Annotated in this window: 18 protein-coding genes; 12 read left to right on the forward strand and 6 right to left on the reverse strand. The window is 61.2% G+C overall.

Translation table 11 applies throughout. The features are described from left to right. Positions 1 to 19: 19 nt before the first annotated feature. The 3 genes from NJC40_RS03740 to NJC40_RS03750 all read right to left on the reverse strand — a co-directional run bounded on the left by NJC40_RS03740 (position 20) and on the right by NJC40_RS03750 (position 4,031). Complete coding sequence (locus NJC40_RS03740) at positions 20 to 1,144, reverse strand: ABC transporter ATP-binding protein (protein ID WP_253142406.1); 1,125 nt, start codon at positions 1,142 to 1,144, stop codon at positions 20 to 22. A 254-nt stretch (positions 1,145 to 1,398) separates the two neighbouring features. After that, on the reverse strand, positions 1,399 to 2,028 hold the full coding sequence (locus NJC40_RS03745) for a response regulator (RefSeq protein ID WP_045484244.1): 630 nt from the start codon (positions 2,026 to 2,028) through the stop codon (positions 1,399 to 1,401). A 5-nt stretch (positions 2,029 to 2,033) separates the two neighbouring features. Then, on the reverse strand, positions 2,034 to 4,031 hold the full coding sequence (locus NJC40_RS03750; RefSeq protein ID WP_045484247.1) for a PAS domain-containing sensor histidine kinase: 1,998 nt from the start codon (positions 4,029 to 4,031) through the stop codon (positions 2,034 to 2,036). A gap of 103 nt (positions 4,032 to 4,134) precedes the next feature. On the opposite strand from NJC40_RS03750, the gene NJC40_RS03755 reads away from it, so the two are divergent. Further along, on the forward strand, positions 4,135 to 5,130 hold the full coding sequence (locus NJC40_RS03755) for an alpha/beta hydrolase family protein (protein ID WP_253142405.1): 996 nt from the start codon (positions 4,135 to 4,137) through the stop codon (positions 5,128 to 5,130). 29 nt (positions 5,131 to 5,159) lie between these two features. Here the strand turns inward: NJC40_RS03755 and NJC40_RS03760 are convergent, their stop codons facing one another. Genes NJC40_RS03760 through NJC40_RS03770 form a run of 3 tightly spaced genes read right to left on the reverse strand, consistent with a single transcriptional unit; the run spans position 5,160 to position 7,670 of the window. Continuing rightward, complete coding sequence (locus tag NJC40_RS03760) at positions 5,160 to 5,927, reverse strand: TerB family tellurite resistance protein (protein WP_045484255.1); 768 nt, start codon at positions 5,925 to 5,927, stop codon at positions 5,160 to 5,162. Next, positions 5,927 to 6,613 carry an N-acetylmuramate alpha-1-phosphate uridylyltransferase MurU gene (murU, locus tag NJC40_RS03765; protein ID WP_253142404.1) on the reverse strand — a complete coding sequence of 229 codons (687 nt, stop codon included), beginning with the start codon at positions 6,611 to 6,613 and terminating at the stop codon, positions 5,927 to 5,929. Before murU ends, NJC40_RS03760 begins: the two co-directional genes overlap by 1 nt. Before the next feature lie 31 nt (positions 6,614 to 6,644). Beyond that, positions 6,645 to 7,670, reverse strand: coding sequence for an aminoglycoside phosphotransferase family protein (locus NJC40_RS03770; protein ID WP_253142403.1), 1,026 nt, complete (start codon positions 7,668 to 7,670; stop codon positions 6,645 to 6,647). Positions 7,671 to 7,798: 128 nt separating this feature from the next. On the opposite strand from NJC40_RS03770, the gene NJC40_RS03775 reads away from it, so the two are divergent. The 11 genes from NJC40_RS03775 to NJC40_RS03825 all read left to right on the forward strand — a co-directional run bounded on the left by NJC40_RS03775 (position 7,799) and on the right by NJC40_RS03825 (position 22,164). Continuing rightward, positions 7,799 to 10,570, forward strand: a complete 2,772-nt coding sequence (locus NJC40_RS03775) for an LPS-assembly protein LptD (protein ID WP_253142402.1) — start codon at positions 7,799 to 7,801, stop codon at positions 10,568 to 10,570. After that, a complete protein-coding gene (locus NJC40_RS03780) occupies positions 10,551 to 11,873 on the forward strand; it encodes a peptidylprolyl isomerase (RefSeq protein ID WP_045484269.1) in 1,323 nt (440 codons plus the stop codon). The genes NJC40_RS03775 and NJC40_RS03780 overlap by 20 nt, the downstream gene beginning before the upstream one ends. Next, positions 11,870 to 12,859 (forward strand): 4-hydroxythreonine-4-phosphate dehydrogenase PdxA, encoded by a 990-nt coding sequence (pdxA, locus tag NJC40_RS03785; protein ID WP_253116956.1) that lies wholly within the window; start codon positions 11,870 to 11,872, stop codon positions 12,857 to 12,859. Before NJC40_RS03780 ends, pdxA begins: the two co-directional genes overlap by 4 nt. Then, positions 12,856 to 13,662 (forward strand): 16S rRNA (adenine(1518)-N(6)/adenine(1519)-N(6))-dimethyltransferase RsmA, encoded by an 807-nt coding sequence (rsmA, locus tag NJC40_RS03790; RefSeq protein WP_045484275.1) that lies wholly within the window; start codon positions 12,856 to 12,858, stop codon positions 13,660 to 13,662. Before pdxA ends, rsmA begins: the two co-directional genes overlap by 4 nt. Before the next feature lie 343 nt (positions 13,663 to 14,005). Beyond that, positions 14,006 to 14,386, forward strand: coding sequence for a Co2+/Mg2+ efflux facilitator ApaG/CorD (gene apaG / locus NJC40_RS03795; protein ID WP_045484278.1), 381 nt, complete (start codon positions 14,006 to 14,008; stop codon positions 14,384 to 14,386). Beyond that, complete coding sequence (locus tag NJC40_RS03800) at positions 14,386 to 15,276, forward strand: symmetrical bis(5'-nucleosyl)-tetraphosphatase (RefSeq protein ID WP_045484280.1); 891 nt, start codon at positions 14,386 to 14,388, stop codon at positions 15,274 to 15,276. Before apaG ends, NJC40_RS03800 begins: the two co-directional genes overlap by 1 nt. Continuing rightward, a complete protein-coding gene (glpE, locus tag NJC40_RS03805) occupies positions 15,273 to 15,593 on the forward strand; it encodes a thiosulfate sulfurtransferase GlpE (RefSeq protein ID WP_045484283.1) in 321 nt (106 codons plus the stop codon). Before NJC40_RS03800 ends, glpE begins: the two co-directional genes overlap by 4 nt. A 287-nt stretch (positions 15,594 to 15,880) precedes the next feature. Next, on the forward strand, positions 15,881 to 17,803 hold the full coding sequence (locus tag NJC40_RS03810) for a PrkA family serine protein kinase (RefSeq protein WP_045484288.1): 1,923 nt from the start codon (positions 15,881 to 15,883) through the stop codon (positions 17,801 to 17,803). Between the two features lie 154 nt (positions 17,804 to 17,957). Then, positions 17,958 to 19,229, forward strand: coding sequence for a YeaH/YhbH family protein (locus NJC40_RS03815; RefSeq protein ID WP_253142401.1), 1,272 nt, complete (start codon positions 17,958 to 17,960; stop codon positions 19,227 to 19,229). Next, positions 19,226 to 20,791, forward strand: a complete 1,566-nt coding sequence (locus tag NJC40_RS03820) for a SpoVR family protein (RefSeq protein ID WP_045484293.1) — start codon at positions 19,226 to 19,228, stop codon at positions 20,789 to 20,791. The genes NJC40_RS03815 and NJC40_RS03820 overlap by 4 nt, the downstream gene beginning before the upstream one ends. Positions 20,792 to 20,922: 131 nt before the next feature. Then, positions 20,923 to 22,164 (forward strand): multifunctional CCA addition/repair protein, encoded by a 1,242-nt coding sequence (locus tag NJC40_RS03825; RefSeq protein ID WP_253142400.1) that lies wholly within the window; start codon positions 20,923 to 20,925, stop codon positions 22,162 to 22,164. Positions 22,165 to 22,229: the final 65 nt, after the last annotated feature.

Raw genomic sequence — 22,229 nt, forward strand, 5'->3', positions numbered from 1 at the left:
ATCGTCTCTGTTCAGGGTTTTAGTGCACTTGCTGCAGCGGATCGAGCGCACGGGCGTGCTCGGTCTGCCAACCGATCGGCACGACATCGCCCACGCGCATGGCAGGGTCGAGTTCGGCAATTGGCTGTTTGACGAAGAAGTCGGTTTTACCGGCGACCTCCATACGCACCCGGACGTGGTCGCCCAGGTAGATGAACTCGGCCACCCGGCCAGAGAAACGGTTGGCGCAACTCTCGCTGCGGCCATTGAGGCTGATGCGCTCAGGGCGGATCGACAGCGTCACCGGGTCGCCGCTCTGGCCGACGTTCACCGCCAGCGCCTGAACCTTCTCGCCACGGCTGAGTTCCACCACACAACGCTCACCTTCCTGGCTGACCAGACGGCCATTGAGGCGGTTGTTCTCGCCAATGAAGTTGGCTACAAAAGTATTTTTTGGCGCTTCATAGAGCGTGCGCGGGGCGTCGATCTGCTGGATTTCGCCTTGATGGAATACCGCCACGCGGTCGGACATGGTCAGCGCCTCGCCCTGGTCGTGGGTCACGTAGACCACGGTCACGCCAAGACGCTGGTGCAGGTGCTTGATCTCCATCTGCATGTGTTCACGCAACTGCTTGTCGAGGGCCCCCAGCGGTTCGTCCATCAGCACCAGTTGCGGCTCGAACACCAGCGCACGGGCCAGCGCCACACGCTGCTGCTGACCACCGGACATCTGGGTCGGGTAACGATGCGCGAAGGCGTCGAGCTGGACCATGCCCAAGGCACGTTTGACCTTCTCGCCGATGTCGGTCTTGCTCAGGCCGCGCACCGAGAGCGGGAATGCCAGGTTCTCGGCCACCGTCATGTGCGGGAACAACGCATAGTTCTGGAACACCATGCCAATGTCGCGCTTGTGTGGTGGCACGTTGTTGATGGCCCGACCGTTAAGCAGGATCTGCCCGGCGGTCGGCGTCTCGAAGCCGGCCAGCATCATCAGGCTGGTGGTCTTGCCCGAGCCGGACGGCCCGAGCAGGGTCAGGAACTCGCCTTTGCGAATATCCAGGTTCAGGTCTTTGACGATCAGTGATTCGCCATCGTAGCTCTTCTGCACACCACGAAAGCTGACCAGAACATCATTGGCCCCAGCACTTGAATCGACGTCGCTCATTACCCACACCTTTGTTATGACTATGACTGCGTGAGTTCAAGATTAGTGCAGGCCATAGGCCACGCAAATCGGCAGCGCGGAGAGAATGAGCTAAGCGCGATGGAAGGTGATTTGTAGGGATCGCCCTACACGGATGACGCTATTGAATATGCAAAATTGCCTTGAACCTCGCAGGAGCGGCTTTAGCCGCGAACCGTCGCGATTATTCGCGGCTGAAGCCGCTCCTACCCAGTCGGTTACAGATAAGTGCAGGGTTAAAGCAGCTTGTGCTCCAGCGCATATTTGACCAGTTCGGCCACCGAATTGACGTTGAGTTTCTGCATCAGCCGCGCCTTGTGGGTACTGATGGTCTTGCTACTGAGGGCCAACTGATGGGCAATGTCGTTGACGTTGGCGCCCTGAGCCAAACGCTCGAACACCGAAAACTCGCGTTCGGACAGTAACGAGTGCAGTGGCCGGCTGTCAGTCAGACCGACCTCAAACACCATGCGGTCGGCCAGTTCCGGGTCGATGTAGCGCCCACCGGCCGCCACCCGGCGAATCGCGGTCAGCAGCAATGCCGGATCGCTGTCCTTGGTCGCGTACCCCGCCGCACCGAACTTCAGTGCCCGGGCGGCCATTTGCGCTTCATCATGCATTGACAGCATCAGGATTGCCGGTGGGTTGTTCAGCGCGCGAATCCGTGGAATGGCTTCCAGACCGTTGACGCCGGGCATGGAGATGTCCAGCAACACCACCTCGCAAGGCACCTGACGTAAAGTCTCCAGCAACTGTTCGCCGTTGCTGGCTTCGCCAACCACTTGCATGTCCTTGGCCAGACCGATGAGCTGCTTGATGCCTTCGCGCACGATGGTGTGGTCTTCGGCTACCAGTACACGAATCACAGTGCTCACTCCTGCTGCGGGATGGGGATATAGATATGCAAGGTTGTGCCCTCGCCCGGTTCGCTGTCCAGCTCCAGACTGCCGCCCAGCATCAGCACCCGCTCACGCATGCCGACCAGACCGAAAGACGCCGGCCGCTCGGTCTGCGGATCGAAGCCTTTACCGTCATCAGCGATGCTCAGGCATAACAGGTTATCGGCCAGGGTCAGGCTGATCTGAACCGAGTGCGCAGCGGCATGACGCATGACATTGGTCAACGCCTCCTGAAGGATACGAAACAGACCGACGGCACGCGCATCGCTGAGCGCCGGCAGGTTATCCGGCACCTGCACCAGGCACGGGATCTGGGTGCGCTCTTCGAAACGCCGCGCCTGCCACTCGATGGCCGAGGCGATTCCGGCATCCAGAATCGGCGGGCGCAGCGCCGTGGCGACATCGCGCACCAGCTGAAACAACTGGGCGATCAGCCGTTTCATGCTGTTAAGGCGCTCGCCCAGCCCTGGGTCCAGATCCGCATAGGCCAGCTCGCACATGGAGGTTTCCAGTTTAAGCACGGTGAGCATCTGCCCCAGTTCGTCATGCACCTCACGGGCAATCCGCGCTTTCTCCTCCTCACGCACGCTTTCCAGGTGCGCTGACAACTCGCGTAGCTGCTCGTGGGCACGGCGTCGCTCGCTGACATCGCTAAGAAACACCACCAGGTACTCGGCCTCGCGAAAGCGCAGGAAGCTCAGCGACACGTCGGTTGGCAACACGCTGCCATCGGCGCGAATGCAGTTGGTTTCGAACACCTGCGGGCTGTCTTCACTGGAGCGCGCGTTACGCCACAGGTTCAGCCAGCGATCCATGTGCAGGCCAGGCTCAAAATCGATCAAAGGCCGGTCGACCACTTTACCGGCGGCATAACCCAGCATGGTTTCGGCAGCATGATTGGCGTAGCGCACCCGGCTGTCCCAATTGACCCAGAGAATCCCTACGGTGCTCTGGTCGATGGAGAACTGCGCCAGGCGCAACGCCTCCTCACTGGCCAGGCGCCGGGTAATGTCTTCCCGGGCATCGAGCAACTGCCGCTCCAGGCTCTGCTGCATGCGCCGCTGCCACACGACAATCGCCGCACTGGCCAGCAACAGCGCCAACAGCAGCAGACACAGGTTCTTCCACAAGCCCGTGGACTCGGTGAACCGCGATGAGGTCAGCGGCATCCAGCGGGTATGCAACTGGTCCAGCTCCTTGGCCGGAATCGCCAGCAGCGCTTCGCTGACGATTGCCGCCAGCTCCGGCGAGTCACGCCGCGAGCCGATGCGCAACAACTGCGGCAAGCCGATATCGCCGACAATCGCCAGGCCGGCGAACTCCGGCTCACGAAACAGACGGCTGAGTTGCGCTTCGTCCACCACCGCGTAACGCGCCTGCTGACTGAGCAGCAGTTGCAGCGCCTGACGCTCCAGCGGCACGCCTTGCAGGTTCAGATGAGCAAAGTTGCTGCGCAGATAATCCGCCGTAGCACCGGGCATGCGCACCGCCACCCGCGAACGCTCATCCAGAGTTTCAAGGTCCACCGTCCCGCCACCGTCGCGCTCCCCCACCAGCAGTTGCGAAACCCGCAGGTAAGGATCAGAGAACAGCCAGTGGCGCAGCCCGGCCGGGGTCTGCATCAAACCTGGGGCCAGATCCAGCTCGCCATCCTTCAGGGCCTTTTCCATGGCCGCCTGATCCGGGTAGGTCCGCCACACCAGCTCCACCCGCAGAGCGCTGGCCACCGACTTCATCAGGTCGACGTTGGCCCCGGACAACTGCTGCAGCCGCTGATCAAACTGCGCGTAAGGTGCACGCAGCAATAAACCAACGCGCAGCGGGCCATGCTGGTCAAGCCAGGCACGCTGTTCGCGGGTCAGGGGCGCCCAGAACGAAGGCTCAGGCTCATCCGCTCGCACTGGCAGCGTGGCCAGCATCAAGAGCAGCGTCAGGCTGCCGATAAAAAAACCACGCACAACCGCTATCATCTAGGCTTCATTCTCGTCTGTTCCCATACCCGGACAGGCAAACCCACCTGTACGCTGCTGCCTTGTCAGGTTGCCAGCATTTGATACTGGCCTGGAATATTCAATGCCCTACCTCCTTCGCGCAATGTTTCCTGCGCTGTTGCTGTCACTGAACCTGACGCACATCATGCCCGCGATGGCTGCCGACCCTGCGCCAGCCAGCGAAACCGCGCCGGCCGAGACGGCTGCCGAGCGGCCGGCCCCGCTGCCGCGCGAGCAAGAAGAAGCCCAAGCCCTGGAGCGTCAGTTGCCGCGTCAGGACCTGCAACAACTGCAGGCCGGCGATACCACCTTTCTGGCCCTGTGGAAGCCGGCCAATAGCGACGACCCGCAAGGTATGGTGATCATCGTCCCGGGCGCCGACGAGTCGCCGGACTGGCCGGATGTGATCGGCCCCATGCGGCGCAAATTCCCCGATGTCGGCTGGGCCAGCCTGAGCCTGGCGATGCCTGACATCCAGGACCCGGCCTTGCAGGCCCGCGAGCCACAAGCGGCCGACGCCGCGCAACCGGGATCTGCTGAACCGGCCAAAGAGGCTGCCAAGCAACCGGCCAAGGAAGCTGCCCAGCCAGCAACCGAAGCCGACAGTGAGCAGGCACGCCAACAGGCGCAAGACGCACTGGCTGCAGCGGCAAAAGCGCTCGCGGAGGCTGAAGCCGAACGCGTGCTGGCACGCATCGACAGCGCAATTGCCTTCGCCCAGCAACACCAGGCCCGCCAGATTATCCTGCTCGGCCACGGCAGCGGCGCCTACTGGGCCGCTCGCTTCGTCAACGAGCGCTCCACCGCGCAAGTGCACAAACTGGTCATGATCGCCGCCCGGGAGCCTGTCAATGCAACGCTCTCGTTGCCGGAAATCATCCCGACCCTGAAGGTCAAAACCGCCGATTTCGTCTACAAGAACCAGCCCTCGCGCGCCGCCGAAGAGCGCCTGCAAGTCAGCAAGCGCAGCAAGGGGCCAGGCTTTACTCAGATTAATCTGGTCAATATGGCGGGTATTTCCGAGGCCGAACAGGAACAGGTGTTCCGCCGGGTCCGCGGCTGGGTGCAGGCCGAGTAACCGGCCCCGCTGATGAACGCGGCGCGACCCTAACGGAAACCGCGCCGTGTCTTGATCAAGGCATAGGCGCTGTGCAATTCGCGGGTCTTTTCCGTGGCTTCCCGGACCCTCATGGAACTGGCCCCGGCGCCTTCAAGCTTGTCCGGATGATGGCGGCTGAGCAGACGTCGATAAGCTCGTTTGACGCTTTTCTGGTCAGCATCAGCATCTACCCCCAGTAACGTCAGCGCCTGCTGATACTCGTCACTGGCACTGACCCGGTTACGCTTCATCGGGTCGTACTCGGCCGCCAGGCTCTGCATCCGTACCGGTGACCAGCCCAGCCATTGCCCCCAGGCCGCGATCATTTCCTGCTCGATGCGCGCCACCTTGCCGTCCGCCCAGGCCATGCGCCAACAGGCGCGCAACAACGCCTCGCCGGTTTCCGGCTCGCTGCGCAGGCTACGCAGATAACCGCGCAACCCTTCCTTGCCATCGCGGCCCCGATTGAAGGCCTCAATGGCTCGCAAGCGCTCGGCCTCGTTGAAGCGCAGCCGGTCCATCTCATTGCGTGCCTGATGGATATGGCTGGGCACCACCCGGCCCTCGCTCTTGGCCAGGCGACCCAGCAGTACGAACAGCAAGTCAGCGTCGTGAATCGCCGCCCGGCCACCCAGCCGCTCACGCAAATACGCCCAGTTGCGCAGCTTCAGGCGCCGATCAATGACCTGACCCAGCAACGCGCCCAACAAGGCGCCCGGAATGTTGGCCAGCGCATAGCCCGCGCCCGCACCGATAATTGTGCCCGGCCACAGCATCAGGCGTTGCCTGCCAGCAGTTGCTCGACTTCTGCCAGCCGCTCAAGGGTGCCGACATCCACCCAGCGCCCCTGGAAATGCTCGCCAGTCACCCGACCGGCACGCATCGCCTCGCGAAGCAGCGGGGCAAGTTTGAAGGCACCCGCCTGACAACCGGCAAACAGCGCCGGGTCAATAATAGAGATACCGCTGTAGGTCAGGCGCCGGGCATCGGTGCGCTCATCACCTGAATGCTCTTCAGCCAACCGGTCACCCAGCAAGGAAAAGTCGCCATCAGGGTGGTGCGGCGGATTGTCGATCATCACCAGATGCGCCAGGCCATCGATCTTGCGGCGCAATTGGCTGAAGTCGTAATCGGTCCAGACATCACCATTGACCACCACGAAAGGCTCATTGCCCAGCAACGGCAAGGCCCGGAAGATTCCACCTCCGGTTTCCAGCGGCTCGCCTTCCGGGGAGTAGCCAATGCTCAAGCCATAACGCTGGCCGTCGCCCAGGTAATCCTCGATCTGCTGCCCCAACCAGGCATGGTTGATCACCACCTCACGGATGCCCGCTGCATGCAGCGCCTTCAAGTGATACTCAATCAACGGCACCCCGGCAGCACGCACCAGCGGCTTGGGGGTGGTCAGTGTCAATGGACGCATTCGCTCGCCTTTACCGGCGGCGAGAATCATCGCTTTCATCAGGCCCTCTTCAATGATCAGCCAGAAATGCTCAGGCCGGCGCTTCGCCAGGTTGACGCAGCTCAGCCAGTAGTTGCCCCAGTTCGCTCAGCTCCGGCCGTCTGGCCAGCACCGCCTCTATATAAGAGAAGAAGCGCGCAACGTCGCTCAGGTAACGCGGTTTGCCATCGCGATGGCAGATTCGGGCAAAAATACCGATGACCTTCAGGTGCCGCTGCACGCCCATCAGGTCGCTGGCGCGCTGAAACTCGGCAAATTCGGACTGCACTGCAATACCCGCTTCACGAGCCTTGTCCCAATACTGCTGCAACCAGCCAGCCACACGCTCCTCAGGCCAGCTCAGGAAGGCATCCTTGAACAGACAGGTGACGTCATAAGTCACCGGGCCGTAGACCGCATCCTGAAAGTCCAGCACGCCGGGGTTAGGCGCGCTGAGCATCAGGTTACGCGGCATGAAATCACGATGCACCAGGACCTTGGGCTGGGCCAGCGCGCTGTCAATCAACAGGGTACTGACGCGTTGCCAGGCTGCCTGCTGCGCCGTGCTGAACTCGATACCCAGATGGTGCTTTACATACCACTCCGGGAACAGCTCCAGCTCGCGGCGCAACAGCGCCACATCATAGCTGGGCAGCGGCGCGTCCATCGGCAGTTGCTGGAAGGCGAGCAAGGCAGCGATGGCGTCATCGAACAGCTCATCGGCGTTGTGTTCGTTGATCACATCCAGGTAGGTCTGCCGGCCCAGATCGTTGAGCAACAGAAACCCCTGCTCCAGATCCTGGGCATGGATAACCGGCACGTTGATACCGGAAGTTGCCAACAGTTGCGCGATATCAACGAACGGCCGACAGTTTTCCTGCGGCGGCGGCGCGTCCATCACGATCAGCGTGCGGTCGCCAGCCTGCCAGCGGAAATAACGGCGAAAACTGGCGTCACTGCTGGCTGCGGTCAGGCTCGCCGCAGGAACATCGCCCCAACCATGACGCTGAAACAGCAGCGGTAACTGTTCATCGAGCCAAACTTTGAGCTTTTGCAGACGTATATCTTGATCTGGCATTACAAGGGTCTCCGACGGCGCTAGCCGTCAAGCGGGTCATGCTTTATCATCCGGGATCTTTTTCAGCCCATCGAAAGGCGTGCGGCCCCACGCGGGCAGATGGCGCGCAGGAAGCCCGGACTAATAAGATGGCATTGAAATCCCCCGCGTTTCGTAAAAAATTTCCGTTGCTGGTAACCGGCAGTCTGCTGGCGATGCAACCTCTGGTTTCCACCTCCGTGGTTGCCGCCGACCAGTATGACTGTTCGGTGTCCGCTTCGGGAGCCTGGAACTGCGCGCCGAAATCCAGCGCTGCGCCATTGCCGCCCCGTCCTGCACACACCGCCACGGCCGTCAGCGCCGGCAGCGGCACCGTTGTGTCCGACAGCGCCTCGACAGCAGAGCCCGCCGCCCAACAGGTTACCCAAGCCAAAGGCAAAGGCCTGAAGTCGCGCAGTGCCGACTACAGCCACCTTGACTGGGTACCGCGCGAGAAGCTGACACCTGCGCAGCTGGCCGAAACCGCGCCTTATTGTGCCGGTGCCTATGTCGAGCCGCTGCGCCCGGGCATGGACGACACCACGCCAAAGAACGAGGCGCCGACCTTCATCGGTGCCAAGGCTTCGCGCTACCAGCAGCAAGAGCAGATCGCCTCGCTGGCCGGTGACGTGGTCATGCGCCAGGGCAGCATGCAGATCGAGGCCCAGGAGGCCGCTCTGCACCAGGCTGAAAACCGTGGCGAGCTGACCGGCAACGTACGCCTGCGCGACAAAGGCGCGCTGATCGTCGGTGACCGTGCCGAGTTGCAACTCGACACCGGTGAAGCCCAGGTCGACAACGCCGAATACGTCCTGCACGACTCGCACATCCGCGGTAATGCGCAGTACGCCAAGCGCTCCGAGAACGCCATCATTCGCCTCAAGGACGGTACCTATACCTCCTGCGAACCGGGCAGCAATGCCTGGACGCTCAAAGGCAATAACATCACGCTGAACCCGGCCACCGGTTTCGGCACCGCGACCAACGTCACCCTGCGGGTAAAAGACATACCGGTCCTCTACACACCGTATATCTACTTCCCGATTGACGATCGTCGCCAGTCCGGTTTCCTGCCGCCGACCATCGGCACCGGCAGCGACACCGGCTTCATGCTGGTTACGCCGTACTACTTCAACCTGGCGCCAAACTACGACGCCACGTTGTACCCACGCTACATGAGCAAGCGTGGCCTGTTGATGGAAGGCGAATTCCGTTACCTGACCAAGAGCAGCGAAGGTCAGTTCGGCGGTGCCTGGCTCAACGACGAAGAAGACGAGCGCAAGCTGCAGACCGACTACGACAAGACCCGCTGGATGATCAACTGGCAGCACAAGGGGGGTCTGGATTCGCGCTGGATGACCAAGGTCGACTACACCGACATCAGCGATCCGTACTACTTCCAGGACCTGCAGACCGATCAGATTGGCGTGTCGAAAACCGACTACATCAACCAGCAAGGCGTGTTGACCTACCGCGGCGACAGCTACACCGCGCAACTCAACGCACAGGCCTACAAGCTGGCCACCGTGGCCAACATCACGCCTTACAACCGTCTGCCACAGCTGACCCTGAACGGCACCCTGCCGTACAACCCGGGCGGCCTGCAGTTCGACTATCAAACCGAGCTGGTACGCTTCGAGCGTGACCTGCGCAACGGCAGCTTCATCGACGAGAACGGCAATGCCAGCCCGCGCCTGGACAACAACGTCACAGGCCTGGCGCGCGCCAACGGCGACCGTCTGAACCTGGCACCATCGGTCAGCCTGCCGCTGAACTGGACCTGGGGCTTCGTCACGCCCAAGCTCAAGTACGTCTACACCCAGTACGACCTGGACCTCGACAACCGTGGCCAGAACAGCCTGCTGGCCGACGAGCAGTACAGCAGCAGCCAGAACCGCAGCGTTCCGGTGTTCAGCGTCGACAGCGGCCTGTACTTCGACCGCGACACCCAGCTGTTCGGCAAGGACTACCGTCAGACCCTCGAACCTCGCCTGTTCTATCTCTACGTACCGGAGAAGGACCAGACCGACATTCCGGTGTTCGACACGGCTGAAACCACCTTCAACTACAGCTCGCTGTTCCGCGATAACCGCTTCGTCGGCGCCGACCGCATCGGTGACGAGAACAAGCTGTCGCTGGGCGTGACCAACCGCTGGATCGAAGACAACGGCTTCGAGCGCCAACGCTTCAGCATCGGCCAGGCCTTGTATTTCCGCGACCGCAAGGTGCAACTGCCAGGCGTGGTGTTCGCCGACCGCGACGACGCCCAGGCCAACGTTTCGCCTTATGCCCTGGAATACGAGTTCCGCTTCAACCGCGACTGGCGCTTCTCGTCCGACTTCAACTGGGACCCAGACAGCCGCAGCACCCGTTCGGGCAGCGCGATGTTCCATTACCAGCCTGAAGACAACCCGGGCAAGATCATCAACGCCGGCTACCGATACCGTAATGACCTGGTGCGCTACGACCAGACCACCGGTCGCTGGAGCGTGGGCGGCGGTGACTATGGCACACCGGGCACCCCTGGCTATGTGAAGGACTACTACAAGATCCAGCAGCACGATTTCTCGGTCATCTGGCCAATCGTGCCGCAGTGGAGCCTGATCAGCCGCTGGCAGTATGACTACAACCGTGACCGCACCCTGGAAGCCTTCGGCGGCTTCGAATATGACAGCTGCTGCTGGAAGCTGCGCCTGGTCAGCCGCTACTGGGTCGACTACGACGAATACAGCCAGGAAGCCCCTCAGAACGAGAAAGGCGACCGCGGCGTGTTCCTGCAAATTGTGTTGAAGGGCCTCGGTGGCGTCACAGGCGCCAAGGTCGAGAGCTTCCTGAACAACGGCATTCAAGGTTATCGTGAACGTGAAGACAAAGCTCTGTAACTGCCTGCGCCCGCTGATGCTGGGCGCCCTGCTGCTGAGCGGCGCGGCCCATGCGGCCGTCCAACCGCTCGACAGCGTAGTGGCCATCGTCGATAACGACGTCATCATGAAAAGCCAGCTCGACCAGCGCGTGCGCGAAGTCCAGCAAACCATCGCCAAGCGCGGTGGTGGCACACCGCCTGCCGAAGCGCTGCAGCCACAGGCCCTCGACCGTCTGATTCTGGAAAACCTGCAACTGCAGATGGGTGATCGCGCCGGCATTCGCATCAGCGACGAAGAACTCAACTCGGCAGTCGAGACCATCGCCCAGCGCAACGGCATGAGCATCGAGCAGTTCCGTGCTGCGCTGGCCCACGATGGCCTGTCGTACAATGATGCCCGGGAACAGATCCGCCGCGAGATGATCATCAGCCGCGTGCGTCAGCGCCGGGTCGCCGAGCGTATCCAGGTCTCGGAACAGGAAGTGAAGAACTTCCTCGCCTCGGACCTGGGCAAGGCGCAAATGTCTGAAGACCTGCATCTGGCCAATATCCTGATCGCCACCTCTGACAGTGCTTCCTCTGCCGATATCCAGGCAGCGGCCCGGCAGGCCCAGGACATCTACGCACAACTGCAGAAAGGCGCAGACTTCGCCCAGTTGGCCATTGCTCGCTCGGCAACCGAAAACGCCCTGGACGGCGGTGACATGGGCTGGCGTAAAGCTGCTCAATTGCCGCCGCCGTTCGGCGACATGCTCAGCTCGATGAAACCCGGCGAGATCACGCCGCCTGCGCGGACCCCCGGCGGCTTCATCATCCTCAAGCTGCTCGACAAGCGTGGCGGTGAAGGCCAGGTGCAACTGCGTGACGAAGTCCGCGTTCGCCACATCCTGATCAAGCCAAGCGAAATCCGCAGCGAAGCCGAAACCCGTCGTCTGGCCGGCAAGCTGTATGACCGTATCGAGGCCGGTGAAGACTTCGCAGAGCTGGCAAAAAGCTTCTCGGAAGACCCTGGCTCGGCGCTCAACGGCGGCGACCTGAACTGGGTCGACCCCAACTCGCTGGTTCCAGAGTTCCGCCAGGTCATGAACGAGACGCCGCAAGGCGTGCTGTCCAAACCGTTCAAGACCGCCTATGGCTGGCACGTACTGGAAGTGCTGGGACGTCGCTCGACTGACGCCACCAGCCAGGCCCGCGAGCAGCAGGCACTCAATGCCCTGCGCAACCGCAAGTACGATGAAGAGCTGCAAACCTGGCTGCGTCAGATCCGCGACGAAGCCTACGTGGAAATCAAACTTCCTGGCGCTGCCCAGGCCACTCAGTGAAGCCACGCCGCTTCGCCCTGACGCCCGGCGAGCCGGCCGGCATTGGTCCTGACCTTTGCCTGCTGATCGCCGCGCAGCCCCAGCCACACCCTGTGATCGCCATCACCAGCCGCGACCTGCTCCTTGAGCGGGCCGCGCAACTGGGGCTGGCCGTTGAGCTGCTGCCGGTCAGCGCTGACGCCTTTCCTGACACGCCCGCGCCTGCTGGCAGCCTGTATGTCTGGGACACACCACTGGCGGCACCGGTGCGCACCGGCCAGCTCGACAAGGCCAATGCCGCGTTCGTCCTGCAGACCCTGACCCGTGCCGCGCAAGGCTGCCTCGACGGCCATTTCGCCGGCATGATCACCGCCCCCGTGCACAAGGGCGTGATCAACGAAGGCGGTATCGCCTTTTCCGGGCACACCGAGTTTCTTGCAGAACTGACCCACACCGAACAAGTGGTGATGATGCTGGCGACCGGCGATCTGCGTGTCGCGCTGGTCACCACACACCTGCCTCTGCGCGAGGTGGCCGACGCCATCACGGCAGAGCGCCTGGAGCGCGTGACCCGCATCCTGCACAACGATCTGGTCGGCAAGTTCGGCATCAGCACACCGCGCATCCTGGTCTGCGGCCTCAACCCCCACGCTGGCGAGGGCGGGCACCTGGGGCGCGAAGAAATCGACATCATTGAACCTACGCTGGAGCGCCTGCGCAACGAGGGCTTCGACCTGCGCGGCCCGCTTCCGGCCGATACCCTGTTTACCCCCAAATATCTGGAGCACTGCGACGCGGTGCTGGCGATGTATCACGATCAGGGCTTGCCGGTCCTCAAGTACAAAGGCTTCGGCGCTGCGGTCAACGTGACCCTGGGCCTGCCGATCGTCCGCACCTCGGTCGATCACGGCACCGCACTGGATCTGGCCGGCACCGGCCGGATCGACACCGGCAGCCTGTTCGTGGCTCTGCAAACCGCCTACCAGATGGCCGAGACCCATTCATGACCGAGCAATACCAACACCGGGCGCGCAAGCGCTTTGGCCAGAACTTCCTGCACGACGCCGGAGTTATCGACCGTATCCTGCGCGCCATCCGTGCCCGCCCTGAAGACCGCCTGCTGGAAATCGGCCCTGGCCAGGGCGCATTGACCGAAGGCCTGCTGGGCAGCGGGGCACAGCTTGACGTGATTGAGCTGGACAAGGACCTGATCCCGATCCTCAATCACCAGTTCGCCGGCAAGACCAACTTCAACCTGCATCAGGGCGATGCACTGAAGTTCGACTTCAACAGCCTGGGCGCGACGCCGCACAGCCTGCGAGTGGTCGGCAACCTGCCATACAACATCTCGACACCGCTGATTTTCCACCTGCTGGACAATTCGGCGCTGATCCGCGACATGCACTTCATGTTGCAGAAAGAAGTCGTCGAGCGTCTGGCCGCCGGCCCTGGCGGTGGTGATTGGGGTCGCCTGTCGATCATGGTCCAGTACCATTGCCGCGTCGAACACCTGTTTAACGTCGGACCCGGCGCGTTCAACCCGCCGCCCAAGGTCGACTCGGCCATCGTACGGCTGGTCCCGCACGAAACCCTGCCGCACCCTGCCAAGGATCACCGCCTGCTCGAACGCATCGTCCGCGAAGCCTTCAACCAGCGCCGCAAGACCCTGCGCAACACCCTCAAACTGCTGCTCAGCAGCGAAGACATCGAGGCCGCAGGCGTAGACGGCAGCCTGCGTCCCGAGCAGCTCGACCTGGCGGCGTTCGTCCGTCTGGCTGATCAGCTCAGCGAAAAAAGCCAGGCGCACTGACCCCAAAGACCGGTACGGGGAGCATCGCTGCCGATGACTTTCTCCGTACATGGCGTAGGGTCTGTTGCCGTTTCAGCGCAGGCCGCGTTGCAGCGCCAAATCGTGTCAGGCGAGGCGAAGGACGCAGGAAATGGTCGCTCCCTTTTCAAGTCCTTCGACGAAGCATGGCGCGATTTGGCGCGCAACCCGTAGGTCCGTGGCTGTTTTGTTACACGCACTCCAACAGAGTGGCGCCTATACTGGCCAACAAAACAGGCCTCGGCGCGGTTGTGATGGGATGGCAACAGACCCTAAACTGAGCCAGTGCTTGAGTTTTCCGCCCTTTGCATTCAAGGCCCACTGCATGTCCGACCCTCGCTACCAGATTGATGTAAGCGTCGTAACCCGCTACCTCGCTGAACAATCGAATCCCGAGCAGAGCCGCTTCGCCTTTGCCTACACCATCACCGTCCACAACAATGGCCTGCTGCCAGCCAAGCTGCTGTCACGCCACTGGATCATTACCGATGGTGACGGCAATGTCGAAGAAGTACGCGGCGACGGCGTGGTCGGTCAGCAACCACTGATCCAGCCCGGACAGAGCCACACCTACAGCAGCGGCACCGTGATGCCGGCCAAGGTGGGCAACATGCAGGGCAGTTACCAGATGCTCGCCGAGGACGGCAAGCGCTTCGATGCCGTGATCGTCCCGTTCCGCCTGGCCGTGCCGGGCGCCCTGCACTGATGGCGGTGTATGCTGTCGGCGACCTGCAAGGTTGCCTTGAGCCGCTCAAGTGCCTGCTTGAAGAAGTCCGCTTCACGCCTGGCCAGGACAATCTCTGGCTGGTCGGCGACCTGGTCAACCGCGGCCCGCAGTCACTGGAAACCCTGCGCTACCTGTACGCCATGCGCGACTCAGTGACCTGCGTGCTGGGCAATCACGACTTGCACCTGCTGGCCGTGTCGCGCAGGACCGAACGCCTGAAAAAGTCCGATACCCTGAGCGAAATTCTCGACGCACCCGACGGCCAGATGCTGCTCGACTGGCTGCGCCGCCAGAAGCTGCTGCACTATGACGCCGAGCGTAATATCGCCATGGCCCATGCCGGCATCCCGCCACAGTGGTCACTGAAAAAAGCCCTCCGGCTGGCCGCCGAAGTCGAACAGGCGCTGCGCGACGACAAGCAGTACGAACCGTTTCTGGCGCATATGTACGGCAATGAGCCGGCCAAATGGGACAACGACCTGGAGGGCACCACGCGCCTGCGGGTCATCACCAATTACTTTACCCGCATGCGCTTCTGCACCAGCGAGGGCAAGCTCGACCTCAAGGGCAAGGAAGGCATCGACACCGCGATGCCCGGCTACGCGCCCTGGTTCAGCCACAAGCAACGCAAGACCCGTGAGGTGAAGATCGTTTTCGGCCACTGGGCGGCACTCGAAGGCCGCTGCGACGAGCCTGGCGTCTTTGCTCTGGACAGCGGCTGCGTGTGGGGCGGCAGCATGACCTTGCTCAACCTCGACACGCTGGCGCGCCACCGCTGCGATTGCGATCATAATGGCCGGGCGGTCGCCCCCAACCCGATCACGCCGACACCCGCCCGCCTCATCAACGCCCAGGAGCCTCCGACATGACAGAATTCAAACGTATCGCCCCCGAGCAGGCCCAGGGCCTGCGCGAACAGGGCGCGGCACTGGTCGACATCCGCGACCCGCAAACCTTCGCCAGCAACCATATCGCCGGCTCCCGGCATCTGGACAACCACTCGCTGGCTGACTTCATTGCCAAGGCGGACCTCGACCAGCCAGTGATCGTGGTCTGCTACCACGGCAACTCCAGCCAGAGTGCAGCGGCCTATCTGGTCAGCCAGGGCTTCTCGGACGTCTACAGCCTGGACGGCGGTTTCGAACTGTGGCGCAGCACCTATCCGGGCGAAACCGCGCAAGGCTGACTGAAAAAAAATTTCATAAGGCTCACCCCGCATTCTGCGCGGGCTGGGGCCCGAAACCGACGAACGGTTGAGGGCCCTGTGAGCATATCGCTCCTGTACCTTTGCGAAATCCAACTATCCTTACCCTCAGGCCATCCGTAATCCGGGGAGAGCCGGTACATCGGCGCGTGGGTCATCGGTAGTTACTTTTATGGTGTTCTGGGGGGTAACGGCATCTGGAGACTCAGCTGCCGCCAGCATCGACTGACGATCCGCCGCCGGCTCAACGTATCGAGCGAGGTGACGTCATGAGTATTTTTAGCCACTTCCAACAACGCTTCGAAACCACACGGCAGGAAGAGCTCTCATTACAGGAGTACCTTGAGCTCTGCAAACGGGATCGCAGCGCCTATGCTTCGGCAGCAGAGCGACTGCTGATGGCCATTGGGGAACCTGAACTGGTGGACACCTCCACCAATTCGCGGCTGTCGAGGGTGTTCTCCAACAAGGTCATCAGACGTTACCCGGCCTTCGCCGACTTCCACGGAATGGAAGAGTGCATCGAGCAGATCGTGTCGTATTTCCGCCATGCCGCCCAAGGCCTGGAAGAAAAGAAACAGATTCTCTATCTGCTGGGTCCAGTGGGCGGCGGTAAATCGTCCCTGGCCGAGAAACTCAAACAACTGATGCAGAAAGTGCCCTTCTATGCAATCAAGGGCTCGCCGGTATTCGAGTCGCCGCTGGGGCTGTTCAACGCAGCCGAGGACGGCGAAATTCTCGAAGAGGACTTCGGCATTCCGCGTCGCTACCTCAGCACCATCATGTCGCCCTGGGCCACCAAACGGCTGGCTGAATTCGGCGGTGACATCAGCCAGTTCAAGGTGGTCAAACTCTACCCCTCGATTCTCAACCAGATCGGTATCGCCAAGACCGAGCCGGGGGATGAGAACAACCAGGACATCTCTGCCCTGGTGGGCAAGGTCGATATTCGCAAGCTTGAAGAGTTCCCGCAGAACGACGCTGACGCCTACAGCTATTCGGGCGCGCTGTGCCGTGCCAACCAGGGCCTGATGGAATTCGTCGAGATGTTCAAGGCGCCGATCAAGGTCCTTCACCCGCTGCTCACCGCTACCCAGGAAGGTAACTACAACAGCACCGAAGGTCTGGGCGCGATTCCGTTCAACGGCACCCTGCTGGCTCACTCCAACGAGTCGGAGTGGCACAGCTTCCGTAACAACAAGAACAACGAGGCATTCATCGACCGGATCTACATCGTCAAGGTGCCGTACTGCCTGCGCGTCAGCGATGAAATAAAGATCTACGAGAAACTGCTGATCAATAGCTCCCTGGCCAACGCTCACTGCGCGCCGGATACGCTCAAGATGCTGGCGCAGTTCACCACCCTGTCGCGCCTCAAAGAGCCTGAGAACTCCAACATCTACTCCAAGATGCGCGTGTACGACGGCGAAAACCTCAAGGACACCGACCCCAAGGCCAAGTCGATTCAGGAGTACCGCGACAGCGCCGGTGTCGATGAGGGCATGACCGGTCTTTCGACCCGTTTCGCCTTCAAGATCCTGTCCAAAGTGTTCAACTTCGACCCGCATGAAGTGGCCGCCAACCCGGTTCACCTGCTGTACGTGCTCGAACAGCAGATCGAGCAGGAACAATACCCGGCCGAAACCCGCGAGCGTTATCTGCGCTTCATCAAGGAATACCTGGCACCGCGCTATATCGAGTTCATCGGCAAGGAAATCCAGACCGCCTACCTTGAGTCCTACAGCGAATACGGGCAGAACATCTTTGACCGCTACGTGCTGTATGCGGACTTCTGGATTCAGGATCAGGAATATCGCGACCCGGAAACCGGCGAGATCCTCAATCGCGTGGCCCTCAACGAAGAACTGGAAAAGATCGAGAAACCGGCCGGCATCAGCAATCCGAAGGATTTCCGTAACGAAATCGTCAACTTCGTCCTGCGTGCGCGGGCCAACAACAATGGCAAGAATCCGACCTGGCTGAGCTATGAAAAGCTGCGGGTGGTGATCGAGAAGAAAATGTTCTCCAACACCGAAGACCTGCTGCCGGTCATCAGCTTCAACGCCAAAGCCAGCAAAGAGGACCAACAGAAACACAACGACTTCGTCACTCGAATGGTCGAGCGGGGCTACACCGACAAACAGGTACGGCTACTCTCCGAGTGGTACCTGCGCGTACGCAAATCGCAATAAGACAGCCACAAGCGACAAGCTTCGAGTGGCCAGAACGTCAGTGCGTCGTCCTCACAGGTTCGACGCACTGACCGATGGTCGCGTGAAGCCGGCGTTTCGACAGTCTAACTTGCAGCTTGTAGCTTGGAGCTTGCAGCTCCCCTAAGGGGCCCGTATGAGCTATGTGATCGACCGACGCCTCAATGGCAAGAACAAGAGCACGGTGAACCGCCAGCGTTTCCTGCGGCGTTACCGTGACCACATCAAGAAGGCGGTGGAAGAAGCCGTCAGCCGTCGTTCCATCACCGATATGGAACATGGCGAACAGATCAGCATTCCTGGCCGCGATATCGACGAGCCAGTGCTGCACCACGGGCGCGGCGGCAAACAGACCGTGGTGCATCCCGGCAACAAGGAATTCACCGCAGGCGAGCGCATCGCCCGGCCGCAAGGCGGTGGCGCCGGTAAAGGGGCCGGCAAGGCCAGCAACAGCGGCGAAGGCATGGACGAGTTCGTGTTCCAGATCACTCAGGAAGAGTTTCTGGAGTTCATGTTCGAAGACCTCGAGCTGCCCAACCTGGTCAAGCGCAACCTCACCGGCACCGACACCTTCAAGACCGTACGTGCAGGGATCAGCAACGAGGGCAACCCTTCACGCATCAACATCATCCGCACCCTGCGCTCGGCTCATGCGCGGCGCATTGCGCTGTCCGGCAGCAGCCGCGCCAAGCTCAAGCAGGCCCAGGCCGAACTTGAGCGAATCAAGCTGGAAGAGCCGGACAACTTCGGCGATATCCAGGAACTTGAAACAGAAATAGAACGGCTCAAGGGCCGTATTCGTCGCGTTCCTTACCTGGATACCTTTGACCTCAAATACAACCTGCTGGTCAAGCAACCCAACCCCAGCTCCAAGGCCGTGATGTTCTGCCTGATGGACGTATCCGGCTCCATGACCCAGGCCACCAAGGACGTCGCCAAGCGCTTCTTCATCCTGCTGTACCTGTTTCTCAAGCGTAACTACGACAAGATCGAAGTCGTGTTCATCCGTCACCACACCAGTGCCCGGGAAGTCGACGAAGAAGAGTTTTTCTATTCACGCGAAACCGGCGGCACCATCGTTTCCAGCGCTCTGAAACTGATGCAGGAGATCATGGCCGAGCGCTACCCGGCCAACGAGTGGAACATCTACGCCGCACAGGCTTCCGATGGCGACAACTGGAACGACGACTCGCCCATTTGCCGGGAAATTCTCACCAAGCAGATCATGCCGTTCGTGCAGTACTACACCTACGTGGAGATCACCCCGCGCGAGCACCAGGCGCTGTGGTTCGAATACGAACGCATCGGCGAAGAGTTCGCCGACACCTTCGCCCAACAGCAACTGGTTTCCGCCGGTGATATCTACCCGGTATTCCGTGAACTCTTCCAGCGCAGGTTAGTGACATGACCGCTAGAGATCAGAAACGCCAGCCCCTCTCCACGGGGTCAGAGTGGACATTCGAACTGATCCAGGCCTACGACCGTGAAATCAGCCGTATTGCCGACCGTTACGCCCTGGACACCTACCCCAACCAGATCGAGGTCATTACCGCCGAACAGATGATGGACGCCTACGCTTCGGTCGGCATGCCGCTGGGCTACCACCACTGGTCCTACGGCAAGCAGTTCCTGAGCACCGAGAAATCCTATTCCCGCGGGCAAATGGGCCTGGCCTACGAGATCGTCATCAACTCCGACCCGTGCATCGCCTACCTGATGGAAGAGAACACCATCTGCATGCAGGCACTGGTGGTGGCCCACGCCTGCTACGGGCATAACAGTTTCTTCAAGGGCAACTACCTGTTTCGCACCTGGACCGATGCCAGCTCGATCATCGATTATCTGGTATTCGCCAAGCAGTACATCACTCAGTGCGAAGAACGCCACGGTATCGATGCCGTCGAAGACCTGATCGACTCGTGTCACGCACTGATGAACTACGGCGTGGACCGCTACAAGCGGCCGTATCCGATCTCCGCCGAGGAAGAGCGCCGCCGGCAAAAAGACCGTGAAGAACACCTGCAACGGCAGATCAACGACCTGTGGCGCACCATCCCGAAAAACGCAGGGAAAAACAGCCAGTCAGACAACGCCCGCTTCCCGGCCGAGCCGCAGGAAAACATCCTCTACTTCATCGAGAAACACGCCCCGTTGCTGGAGCCCTGGCAGCGTGAGGTGGTGCGCATCGTGCGCAAGATCGCGCAGTACTTCTATCCACAGCGCCAGACCCAGGTGATGAACGAAGGCTGGGCGACCTTCTGGCACTACACACTGATCAACGACCTCTACGACGAGGGCCTGGTCACCGACGGCTTCATGTTCGAGTTCCTCCAATCGCACACCAGCGTGATCTATCAGCCGGGTTTTGACAGCCCCTATTACAGCGGCATCAACCCCTACACCCTGGGCTTCTCGATGTTTCAGGATATCCGCCGAATTTGCGAGAACCCCACCGAAGAAGACCGCCGCTGGTTCCCGGACATTGCCGGTGGCGACTGGCTGAGCACCATCAAGTTCGCCATGAGCAGCTTCAAGGACGAGAGCTTCATCCTCCAGTACCTGTCACCCAAGGTCATGCGCGACCTGAAGCTGTTCAGCATCATGGACGACGACCAGAAAGATGAACTGCTGGTGCCGGCCATTCATGACGAGGACGGTTACCGCACCATCCGCGAAACCCTGGCCGCGCAGTACAACCTCGGCAACCGCGAACCCAATGTGCAGATCTATAGCATCGACCGACGCGGCGACCGCTCGCTGACCCTGCGCCATCAGCAATACAACCGCAAGCCGCTGGGCGAGTCCACTGACGAGGTACTCAAGCACCTGCATCGCCTGTGGGGCTTTGACGTGCATCTGGAAACCCTGCAGGGCGACCAGGTGGTCAAGACCCATCACGTGCCGCCCCGTGGCGAGGGTGCCGAAAGCGAATACCCGCGCCTGGATCTGGCGGTGGTCCACCACCTCTGAAAGGGCGGCTGCAACAACCTAAGCGAGGCAGCCAGCAGGTCGTTTTGGGAGGTTTCAGAAAGATCGTCATGCACTTTTAACCTCCGTCAGCCCCACACAGGGTTTATCCTGTCGGGCTTACGGAGGTTCTTATGCAGATCTATAAAGTCGGCGGCGCCGTGCGCGACCGCTTGCTGGGGCAACCCGTCACCGATATCGACTGGGTCGTGGTCGGCGCGACCAGCGACGAAATGCTGATCAAGGGCTATCGCCCGGTGGGCACGGACTTTCCGGTATTCCTCCATCCCCTGACCGGTGAAGAGCATGCTCTGGCGCGTACCGAGCGCAAGAGCGGGGTCGGCTACGGCGGCTTCGTCTTTCATGCCAGCCCCGAGGTTACGCTGGAACAGGACCTGATCCGTCGCGACCTGACCATCAACGCGATGGCCGAAGACAAGGACGGCAACCTGACCGACCCCTACGGCGGCCAGCACGACCTTGAAGCCCGCATACTCCGTCATGTGTCCCCGGCCTTTGCCGAAGATCCGCTGCGCGTGCTGCGCGTCGCCCGCTTTGCGGCACGTTACGCCGGCCATGGGTTCAGCATCGCGCCAGAAACCATGGACCTGATGCGTCAGCTCAGCGAATCGGGCGAACTTCAGGCACTGACGCCGGAGCGCAGCTGGAAAGAAATCTCCCGCGCCCTGATGGAGGATCACCCCGAGGTGTTCATTCGTGTGCTGCACGACTGCGGCGCGCTCAAAGAACTGATGCCAGAGGTCGAAGCCTTGTTTGGCGTACCGCAGCCCGAGGCACATCACCCCGAGATCGACACCGGTGAGCATGTACTGAACGTTTTGCAACAGACCGCACGGCACCAGCAACCACTGAGCGTACGCTGGGCCTGCTTGCTGCATGACCTAGGCAAAGGCGTCACCCCGGAAAGCGAATGGCCCCGCCACATCGCCCATGAACACACCGGCCTGCCCCTGATCAAGGCGCTCAACGAACGCCTGCGCGCGCCGCGAGAATGCCAGGAACTGGCGCTGCTGGTCGGCCAGTACCACACCCATGGCCATCGGGCACTGGAACTCAAACCCTCGACCCTGCTGGAACTGCTGCACAGCTTCGACGTGTACCGACGCCCGCAGCGGTTCCAGGAGTTTATCTGCGCCTGCGAAATGGACGCTCGCGGCCGGCTGGGGTTCGAACAGCGCGATTATCCACAGGCAAGCTACCTGCAGGGCGCCGCCGAAACCGCACGCGCCGTGTCGGTACAACCGCTACTGGAAAAAGGCCTCAAAGGCCAGGAACTGGGCAATGCGCTGAAAGAAGCGCGGCTGGATCAGTTGAAGGTTTACAAGGCCGATTACCAGCAAAGGCTTCGGGGCTAGAGCCGATACTGTCCACTTAGGTACTGTATGCCCCTGGTGGGAGCTGGCTTGCCAGCGAAGACGGC

Source organism: Pseudomonas sp. 21LCFQ02 (assembly GCF_024129895.2).
GTDB lineage: Bacteria > Pseudomonadota > Gammaproteobacteria > Pseudomonadales > Pseudomonadaceae > Aquipseudomonas.

What these genes read in the sequence shown, in the direction of transcription:
- NJC40_RS03820 (WP_045484293.1), top strand. Translation starts at nt 19,226, where the DNA reads ATGACCGCTAGAGATCAGAAACGCCAGCCCCTCTCCACGGGGTCAGAG.
- NJC40_RS03800 (WP_045484280.1), top strand. Translation starts at nt 14,386, where the DNA reads ATGGCGGTGTATGCTGTCGGCGACCTGCAAGGTTGCCTTGAGCCGCTC.
- NJC40_RS03810 (WP_045484288.1), top strand. Translation starts at nt 15,881, where the DNA reads ATGAGTATTTTTAGCCACTTCCAACAACGCTTCGAAACCACACGGCAG.
- NJC40_RS03825 (WP_253142400.1), top strand. Translation starts at nt 20,923, where the DNA reads ATGCAGATCTATAAAGTCGGCGGCGCCGTGCGCGACCGCTTGCTGGGG.
- murU (WP_253142404.1), bottom strand. Translation starts at nt 6,613, where the DNA reads ATGAAAGCGATGATTCTCGCCGCCGGTAAAGGCGAGCGAATGCGTCCA.
- NJC40_RS03770 (WP_253142403.1), bottom strand. Translation starts at nt 7,670, where the DNA reads ATGCCAGATCAAGATATACGTCTGCAAAAGCTCAAAGTTTGGCTCGAT.
- apaG (WP_045484278.1), top strand. Translation starts at nt 14,006, where the DNA reads ATGTCCGACCCTCGCTACCAGATTGATGTAAGCGTCGTAACCCGCTAC.
- NJC40_RS03775 (WP_253142402.1), top strand. Translation starts at nt 7,799, where the DNA reads ATGGCATTGAAATCCCCCGCGTTTCGTAAAAAATTTCCGTTGCTGGTA.
- NJC40_RS03755 (WP_253142405.1), top strand. Translation starts at nt 4,135, where the DNA reads ATGCCCTACCTCCTTCGCGCAATGTTTCCTGCGCTGTTGCTGTCACTG.
- NJC40_RS03750 (WP_045484247.1), bottom strand. Translation starts at nt 4,031, where the DNA reads ATGATAGCGGTTGTGCGTGGTTTTTTTATCGGCAGCCTGACGCTGCTC.
- NJC40_RS03760 (WP_045484255.1), bottom strand. Translation starts at nt 5,927, where the DNA reads ATGCTGTGGCCGGGCACAATTATCGGTGCGGGCGCGGGCTATGCGCTG.
- rsmA (WP_045484275.1), top strand. Translation starts at nt 12,856, where the DNA reads ATGACCGAGCAATACCAACACCGGGCGCGCAAGCGCTTTGGCCAGAAC.
- glpE (WP_045484283.1), top strand. Translation starts at nt 15,273, where the DNA reads ATGACAGAATTCAAACGTATCGCCCCCGAGCAGGCCCAGGGCCTGCGC.
- NJC40_RS03815 (WP_253142401.1), top strand. Translation starts at nt 17,958, where the DNA reads ATGAGCTATGTGATCGACCGACGCCTCAATGGCAAGAACAAGAGCACG.
- NJC40_RS03740 (WP_253142406.1), bottom strand. Translation starts at nt 1,144, where the DNA reads ATGAGCGACGTCGATTCAAGTGCTGGGGCCAATGATGTTCTGGTCAGC.